A 6,107-nucleotide genomic window follows, 5' to 3' on the forward strand; every position below is an offset into this window, starting at 1 on the left:
TAATCTAGCTGCATCTACAGTAGTGATTAAGTATAAATACTGCTAGGCCGGGAACAAAAATGACTAAACGATCGCTCAAAGCCTCTCCATCTGGTATAGAACAAGCCAAAAAAGCCTTTGAACGCAAAGGATGGACCCAAGAATATCTAGCCGCTGAAGTCGGACTACAGACTCGTCAGTCAATCTGGAAGTTTTTCTCTGGTCGTCCCATTGAACGATATATTTTTATCGATATTTGTAAAAGTTTGGATTTAGATTGGGCTGAAATTGCCGGTTTAACCGGGGAAAGTTTAGCCGAAACAACCAAGTTAAATCCTCAAGCTGCCTTGACTACAGATAATATCTCTCCCCTGGTGACGGCAGTGAGAGAAGCTTTAACGGAGTCAATTTTAAAGATCAATAGCACCATTAACTTATTAGAAACAGGGCATCCGGTTCCCTTAGAAGATATCTATATTGAACAAAAAATTTATCCCATAGTCAGAGGTCAAACTTGGCTAGATATTACGGAATTAAACGAAAGTAGTTTTCCCAGTAAATCCGCTCAGGTAAATCCCTTAGACCGATTAGATTATTCTTTGAGTAATTCTTTGAAACCGCAGATGAACTCGCAGACAATTCCTGCCATGTCAGCGGTAGAAAGTTGTCAGAAACTTTTAATTTTAGGCAAACCGGGCAGTGGCAAAACCACTTTGTTAAAATATATATCTCTCTGTGCCATTCGCCAACAATTGCCATCGTCACAGATTCCTTTATTTATCTCCATCCGCCGCTGGATTCAAAGAGTCAAGCATATCGAAGAGTTAAAAAAAGACGAGTTAAGTTTTCTGGCGTATCTCCGCTATAAATATGGGGCGTTAGGCATTAATCCCGACCACCTAGAAATTTTGCTCAAACAAGGCCAAATTTTAATTTTACTGGATGGCTTAGATCAGGTGAATCAAGAAAGGCGATCGCAAGTAATCAAAGCAATTACCAGTTTTGCCGAAACTTACGATCGCAATCAATTTATTATTACCTGTCGCTTAGGGGCATTACATTACCATATCCCTGGATTTGACACTAAAGAATTAGCGGATTTTAATGAAGCAGATATTCAACTTTTTGCCCAGAAATGGTTTGTGCTGGCGGCGGACAATCATGCCGCAGTTGGCTTAGAAAAATCCCGGCAATTTCTGGAAAAGCTGGCTTTACCAGAAAACCAATCCTTGCGGGGACTAGGGATGACTCCTATTTTACTAAAGTTATTGGCGATCGTATTTAATAGTCAAAATAATTTTTCTGAGAAGATCAAGCATAAAATTTATGAAGCAGCATTAGATATTTTTTTGTTTGAGAATTATGAATCCGCTTTGATTCAACGAGATGAGCCAGAAATAAATTGGTCACGCAACCAAAAAATTAAGTTATTGAGCCAAATCGCGTTTTATACTTTTGAATCAGGTAAGTATTTTTTCGAGAAACGGGAATTAATTTCTTATATTTACGATCAGTTATCAGCAATAAAATCCGGTGAAACCGACGCGGAATCACTCCGAGAAGAAAGTGAGGTAGTCCTGAATTTAATAGAAATGCATCATGGATTATTAGTAGAACGCGCGAGAGGAATTTACTCCTTTTCTCCCTTGACGTTTCACGAATATTTTGCTGCCCGGTATTTGGCCAATATTTCTGATTCAATTATTTTCCATAATACGTTGGAGCGCTTGAGTGTTTATGGGAACGATTACCCCTGGGGAGAAGTTTTGGGATTGCTGAAGGAAATGGTGCCAAATGTCAAGCCTATACTGGAGCAATAAATTGATCGCGTGCTTAGGCTGAAAATCAATAAAATTTATTCGTGGATAATGAATATAGGATGATATAATGAGGCATTATATCTGATAAATTCACTGATTCACAATGCTGACAGACCTGCCGATCGCCCATCTAAACCCTACCCTAGATCCTCACCTCAAACATAAATTATCGACGCCTTTAAAAATTGGCGCTTTTACACTTCAAAGTCGAGTCTTGCAATCGCCTTTATCTGGGGTGACAGATTTGGTATTTCGACGTTTAGTTCGCCGCTATGCCCCAAATTCTATGATGTACACAGAAATGGTGCAAGCAAGTCAATTACAGCATCTCCGAGAATTACCAAAAATAATGGAAGTTGACCCCCAGGAAACTCCCATTAGTATTCAACTGTTTGATTGTCGCCCTGATTTCCTGGCAAAAGCGGCGGAAATTGCTGTAGAACAGGGGGCAGATACCATTGATATTAATATGGGCTGTCCGGTGAATAAAATTACCAAAAAAGGGGGCGGTTCTAAGTTATTACGGGAACCAGAAACCGCTGAGGCAATTGTCCGAGAAACAATCAAAGCGGTTGATGTACCCGTGACGGTAAAAACCCGGATTGGTTGGGATGATAATGAAATTAATATATTAGAATTTGCCCAAAGAATGCAAGATGCGGGAGCGCAAATGATTACTATTCATGGTCGCACCCGATCGCAGGGTTATACGGGTCATGCACGATGGGATTGGATTGCTAAAGTTAAAGAAATTCTTTCGATTCCCGTGATTGCCAATGGGGATATTTTTTCTGTGGAATCAGCGATTCGGTGTTTACAGGAAACTGGGGCCGATGGGGTGATGTGTTCCCGTGGAACGTTGGGCTATCCGTTTTTAGTGGGTGAGATTGATTATTTTTTGAAAACAGGAAAACAAAAGCCACCAGCCACTACCATAGAAAGGTTAGAATGTGCGAAAGAACATTTACTTTTATTGTGGGAGTATAAGGGCGATCGCGGGGTGCAGCAAGCCCGAAAACACATGACCTGGTATGCCAAAGGCTTTGTAGGGGCGAATGAATTACGAGATCAATTATCTCGCATGGCTAATGTTGCCCAGGGCTGTCAGTTACTTGAAGAGGCGATCGCCCGGTTATAATTTTGTCATCATCCCAGTAGATCGATTTTTAGTCGATCTATTAAGTTTCCGGGCAGAAATAAATGCATCACAGACCCCATGAAAAGAAAAACTGTCATTCCCGCGTTAGGCGAAGCCCATGCCCAAAGGGCTATAGGCGGGAATCCAAAGCCTATCGGCGGGGAACGAAAAGTGCAATTAATTAATTATGTTCACCTACTTATTAAACATTATGGATTTAAGGAAGAAAATCATGTCCCAAGAACCTGTATTTAAAGTCACCAATAAAATGTTTGAAATGCTCTCAGATTTGCAGGAACAAATTGATAATGGCACCATTGAGGATCCCGTGGCCAAAGCGGATGACTCACCCCAGTCAAATCCCCCGGAAAATCCAACAGAAAACCGAGAATATTCTGAGAATAATCCGCCAAGCGCTAATTAATGGCGCTAATTTAGATTGCTAATTTAGACAAAATTAGAAAATTATTAGCAATTAGTTATAGCGGTTTTTACTGAATTACAGAGGTTTTATGGATTCCCGCGCCAGCGGGAATGACAGGTTTTTTTGTACTTCATAACTCCGCTGCTATATCAGGTCTATTTCCTAAAAAAACGACTCATATTTTTGCCAAGCAAAGCAATACAATTATCTATCTATTTAAAACATGAACAAACAAAAAGTATTGACATTTTTTTGCTTATTTTTAATTGTTTTTATGACAACTCAGGTCTTAGCAAAAACGCCATCGTTTCTGCTAAGACCAACATCTACAAATCCTATTGCTTTAGCGCCAAACCGCAATCATCACCAGATTTTATTGGCGGACAATTCGGAGTTAATTCGCGCTCAAACCTTAAACCAGCAAGGATTACAAGAATTAGCCGCTGGTAATATGGAGGCGGCTTTAGCTACTTGGCAAGCGGCAGAAATGGCTTATGCAAAAGCGGGCGATCGCCTGGGAGTTATTGGCAGTCAAATTAATCAAGCCCAAGCCATGCAAAGATTAGGTTTGTATCTGCGATCGCGGCGAACTTTAACCGCAGTGGTGCAAGCCTTGGCAAGCGAACCGGACTCTTTAATCAAAGCCGCGACTTTGCGATCGCTGGGTAAAACCTTACAACAAATTGGTGACATTGACCAGTCTCGTCAAATGTTACTAGAAAGCCTAGAAATTACGCGCAAATTAGGCAAACCTGAAGAAATTAGCGACAATTTAATTGCATTAGGAAATACCGCCCGCAATCAAGCAGACTCGGACGCCGCTTATGCTTATTATCAAGAAGCTGCCGCCGTAGCCCAATGCCCTGCGGAAAATCAAGCTTGCCCTAGTCAAATTAATAGACTAAAAGCGAAAATAAATCAACTAAGTTTATTGATTTTTGAGCGAAAATGGGCGAATGCGGTTTCTTTGGTGCCGGAAATTGCGTCAGAAATTGCTCCCATTCAACCGAGTCATGCTGGGGTTTATGCTCGAATTAATTTTGCCGATAACTTAATTCATTTAAACTCTGACAATACCGCTAAAAATCAAACTAATTATATCAATCAGAATTATCTAAATCAAGCGGCGGAACAGTTAGCCAAAGCCATTCAAGAAGCAAAAAGTATCAATGACCAACGGGCAGAATCTTATGCACTGGGAAAATTAGGCTATCTTTATACCCAAACTGAACAATTTTCAGCCGCCACTCAGGTGACAGAACAAGCATTACTAATTGCTCAATCAATTAATGCTGCGGATATTGCCTATCAATGGCAATGGCAATTAGGCAGATTGTTAAAAAATAGCGGCCAAAAAACCGGCGCGATCGCCGTTTATACCGAAGCGGTGAATAGCCTTCAGTCGTTGCGGAATGATATCGTCGCGATCAACTCTGACGTGCAATTTTCTTTCCGAGAAAGTGTGGAACCTGTCTATCGAGAATTAGTCAGTGAATTGCTCACCAATGAACCAAGTCAAAGCGACCTGAAAACCGCCTTAGATGTAATGGAATTACTGCAATTAGCGGAATTGGATAACTTTTTTCAGGATGCCTGTTTAGATACCAAACCCGTAAAAATCGATCAAATCGACCCCAGCGCTGCCGTAATTTATCCAATTATTTTAAGCGATCGCTTAGAGGTGATTCTTTCCTTACCGGGAAAACCTTTAATTCACTACAGTAGTGCGGTTTCTCAAACAGAAGTAGAATCCATCCTGGCAGAATTTAGAATCTCATTAAGTCCGGTGGTGCCGCGAAAACAACGCTTGGAACTCTCGGAACAAGTTTATGATTGGCTAATTCGCCCTGTCGAAACCGAACTCGCTGCCAGTGGGGTGAAAACCTTAGTATTTGTGCCGGATGGAGCATTTCGGAATGTGCCCATGTCCAGCTTATACAATGGCCAGCAATATTTAATCGAGAAATATGCGATCGCGCTCACTCCTGGGTTACAACTTCTAGAACCGAGATCCTTGGGAGAAACCAACCTCCAAGCCTTAACCGCTGGCTTAAGCGAATCTCGGCAAGGATTTTCCCCCCTGCCTGCGGTAGAGTTTGAACTCAATCAAATTCAATCCCAACTGCCGACTCAAATGCTGCTCAATCAAAACTTTACCCGCAGCAGCATTCAAGCACAACTGGATCGAGGAAATTTCCCGGTAGTTCACTTAGCCACTCACGGACAGTTTAGTTCCAAAGCCGAAGACACCTTTATTCTCACTTGGGATGGACAAATTAACGTCAAAGATCTCAGTGAATTTCTTTCATCCAACCAAAGTGGTGGCAAAAATCGCTCATCCAAACAGCGCACCCCGATTGAACTATTAGTCTTTAGTGCCTGCGAAACCGCCGCTGGAGATGACCGCGCTGCCTTGGGACTAGCGGGAATGGCCGTGCGTTCCGGCGCTCGCAGCACGATCGCCACACTTTGGGCCGTCAAAGATGAAGCCACCGCTCTATTTATGGTAGAGTTCTACCGCATACTCAGCAGTAAGCCGGAGATTACCAAAGCTGAAGCACTGCATCAGACTCAACTCACCTTACTGCAAAATCGCCAATATCAACATCCTTTTTATTGGGCTCCATTTGTCCTGGTCGGGAATTGGTTGTAGTAGGGGGTTTCGGGGTGTGGGGTGCAGGGGTGCAGGGTGTAGGGTGTGGGGGTTTGAAAGGGTGTGGGGCTGCCATCGGCCGCCATCGGTGTG

4 protein-coding genes are annotated in these 6,107 nt (G+C 42.3%); all 4 read left to right on the plus strand.

The features are described from left to right. The first annotated feature begins 59 nt into the window (after positions 1-59). The 4 genes from AM228_RS13770 (at position 60) to AM228_RS13785 (ending at position 6,014) form a co-directional block, all read left to right on the plus strand. A complete protein-coding gene (locus AM228_RS13770; protein ID WP_054466680.1) occupies positions 60-1,799 on the plus strand; it encodes an NACHT domain-containing NTPase in 1,740 nt (579 codons plus the stop codon). A 103-nt stretch (positions 1,800-1,902) separates the two neighbouring features. Continuing rightward, entirely contained in the window at positions 1,903-2,937 is a 1,035-nt protein-coding gene (gene dusB / locus AM228_RS13775) for a tRNA dihydrouridine synthase DusB (RefSeq protein ID WP_054466681.1), read from the plus strand. A gap of 187 nt (positions 2,938-3,124) precedes the next feature. Further along, on the plus strand, positions 3,125-3,361 hold the full coding sequence (locus AM228_RS13780) for a hypothetical protein (protein WP_156331770.1): 237 nt from the start codon (positions 3,125-3,127) through the stop codon (positions 3,359-3,361). Positions 3,362-3,635: 274 nt separating this feature from the next. Continuing rightward, the gene (locus AM228_RS13785) at positions 3,636-6,014 is read left to right on the plus strand and encodes a CHAT domain-containing protein (RefSeq protein WP_197285303.1); all 2,379 of its coding nucleotides are present in this window, start codon (positions 3,636-3,638) and stop codon (positions 6,012-6,014) included. Positions 6,015-6,107 lie beyond the last annotated feature (93 nt).

It is taken from the genome of Planktothricoides sp. SR001 (assembly GCF_001276715.1).
In the GTDB taxonomy this organism is placed as follows: Bacteria; Cyanobacteriota; Cyanobacteriia; order Cyanobacteriales; family Laspinemataceae; genus Planktothricoides; species Planktothricoides raciborskii.